1 pseudogene is annotated in these 1,285 nt (G+C 64.8%); it reads right to left on the bottom strand.

From position 1 onward, the window contains the following. Positions 1 to 1,271 (bottom strand): annotated as a pseudogene (locus AB4068_RS15665) (pyruvate dehydrogenase (acetyl-transferring), homodimeric type); the annotation flags it as partial. Between the last annotated feature and the right edge of the window lie 14 nt (positions 1,272 to 1,285).

The raw sequence follows: 1,285 nt of genomic DNA, 5'->3' as shown, positions 1-1,285 counted from the left end.
TTCATTTGGTGGGTCGCGTTGCGGCCCTCGAAGTGGGGTCCGAGTCCGTAGCCCTTGACGGTCTTGGCCAGGATCACGGTGGGTTTGCCCTTGAACTCGACCGCGGCCTTGTACGCGGCGTAGACCTTGCGGTAGTCGTGGCCGCCGCGTTTGAGGTTCCAGATCTGGTTGTCGTCCAGGTCCGCGACCATGTCCTTGGTGGCCGGGGTTTTCCCGAAGAAGTGTTCGCGGACGAACCCGCCGGATTCGGCCTTGTAGGTCTGGTAGTCCCCGTCGACGGTTTCGTTCATGATCTTCACCAGGGACCCGTCGGTGTCGCGGGCCAGCAGCTCGTCCCATTCCCGGCCCCAGACGACCTTGATGACGTTCCAGCCCGCGCCGCGGAAGAACGCCTCCAGTTCCTGCATGATCTTCCCGTTGCCCCGGACCGGTCCGTCCAGGCGCTGGAGGTTGCAGTTGATCACGAAGTTCAGGTTGTCCAGGTTCTCGTTCGCGGCGAGCTGGAGCAGGCCGCGGGACTCGGGCTCGTCCATTTCCCCGTCGCCCAGGAACGCCCAGACCTGCTGGTCACTGGTGTCCTTCAGGCCGCGGTCGTGCAGGTAGCGGTTGGACTGGGCCTGGTAGATCGCGTTCATCGGGCCGATGCCCATGGACACGGTCGGGAATTCCCAGAACGCGGGCATCAGTCGCGGGTGCGGGTAGGAGGAAAGGGCGTGGCCCTGCTTGGACTTTTCCTGCCGGAACCCGTCCAGGTCCTCCTCCGAGAGCCGGCCTTCCATGAACGCCCTGGCGTACATGCCCGGGGACGCGTGTCCCTGGAAGAAGACCTGGTCCCCGCCCGAGGGGTGGTCCTTGCCGCGGAAGAAATGGTTGAAGCCGACCTCGTACAGGGTCGCGGCCCCGGCATAGGTGGAAATGTGCCCGCCCACCCCGATGTCCGCCCGCTGGGCCCGGTGCACCATCACGGCCGCGTTCCAGCGCATGTACGCCCGGTACCGGCGCTCGAACTCCTCGTTGCCCGGGAACTCCGCTTCCTGGTCCGCCGGGATCGTGTTCACGTAATCGGTGGTGGTCACCATCGGCACCCCCACCGACTGGGACCCCGCCCGCTGAAGCAGGCTGCGCATGATGAACTGCGCCCGCTCCGTGCCCTGCTCCCTGATCAACGCATCCAAAGACTCAACCCACTCGGCAGTCTCTTCCGGATCACGATCAGGCAGCTGGGAAGTCAACCCGCTAAGGATGTGTGAGGTCTCTTCTCCTGCAGCCACGTCCAACCTCTCTT

The organism is Arthrobacter sp. 2RAF22 (assembly GCF_052115325.1).
GTDB lineage: Bacteria > Actinomycetota > Actinomycetes > Actinomycetales > Micrococcaceae > Arthrobacter.
The sequence above is the reverse complement of the archived record's forward strand: the minus strand, read 5'-3'. Positions and strand labels throughout refer to the sequence as shown.